Source organism: Vibrio sp. Vb0598, assembly GCF_033338935.1.
In the GTDB taxonomy this organism is placed as follows: Bacteria; Pseudomonadota; Gammaproteobacteria; order Enterobacterales; family Vibrionaceae; genus Vibrio; species Vibrio alginolyticus.
The window spans coordinates 1-1,022 of the sequence record NZ_JAWOTP010000319.1 but is presented as its reverse complement, the minus strand read 5'-3'; the positions used below and the strand labels follow the sequence as shown (position 1 = coordinate 1,022).

The 1,022-nt window shown below is 43.8% G+C and carries 2 protein-coding genes; one reads left to right on the top strand and one right to left on the bottom strand.

Annotated elements, in window-relative coordinates; genetic code table 11:
- A partial coding sequence (locus R7Q38_RS24980; RefSeq protein ID WP_318114751.1) for a helix-turn-helix transcriptional regulator occupies positions 1–732 on the top strand: 732 nt, incomplete at its 5' end.
- Between the two features lie 18 nt (positions 733–750).
- Here the strand turns inward: R7Q38_RS24980 and R7Q38_RS24975 are convergent.
- Positions 751–1,022: lipocalin family protein (locus R7Q38_RS24975; protein WP_318114750.1), on the bottom strand; the 272-nt coding region annotated here is incomplete at its 5' end.

The following is a 1,022-nucleotide window of genomic DNA, read 5'->3' as shown; positions in this document are numbered from 1 at the left end:
GCCAACGTGGTCGGCATTGCTGCAGATGTTGGTAGACACGACTCAGGGATGCATCAGCACCATAAAGGTCAGTTACTTTACGCGCCACAAGGATGCATGACGTTTGCCCTAAATGATTCCATTTGTATTTTGCCGCCAACCAAAGCAGTGTGGATCCCACCTCATACTCCACATCGCGCCGTAATGACGAATGTTGTGGCGTATCGTTCTGTTTATTTCGATTGTGACAAATTTTCTTGCCCGAAAAGCATCGTGATGATTGAAGTTAACGATCTCCTAAAAGCACTGATCAATAAAATGGCTTTGTGGGAGTGGGACATAGAACAAACCAAAACGAATGCGACAACCATATTATTTTGGGAAGAGTTTTATCAAGCAAAGCAATTCGAGCTCACTTTACCATTGCCATCGGATCGTCGTTTGGCTTCATTTCGAAACGCGATGACAAAAGACGGATTCATTGCTCCTGATCTCAACCATTTATCGAAAACAATCGGGGCAAGCGGTAAGACAATTACAAGACTGTTTAAGTCCGAAACAGGCATGTCTTATCAAGATTGGCGTCAGCAATGGCGATTGTTAAAGGCAATAGAGCTGTTGTGTGAGGAGAGGCAAGTCAGTGATGTTGCCCATTGCTTGGAGTTTTCATCAGACAGCGCATTCATTGCGTTTTTTAAAAAACAAACGGGACAAACACCACTGAGCTTTATGAAGCATCGAACCTTACTGTAAGGTCAGCAGTTGGACAATTTACTGTTTTTGATCGACCAGGATCAACTCATCTAGCACAAAGCCTTTCTCTTTGGCGACTCGCTTAAATCGCTCCACCGTCGCCTTATCGACATTTGGTTTCCGAGAAAGTAGCCACAAGTAATCATGGTTAAAACCTGAGACAAAGGCATACTCATAGTTTTCTCCTAGCTCGAACACAATGTACGAGGAATAGAACGGGCCAAAAAATGAAACTTTAAGATGGCCGATGTTTTCATCTCCAACGAAATACGCTTGGCCTTCGGCTTGTG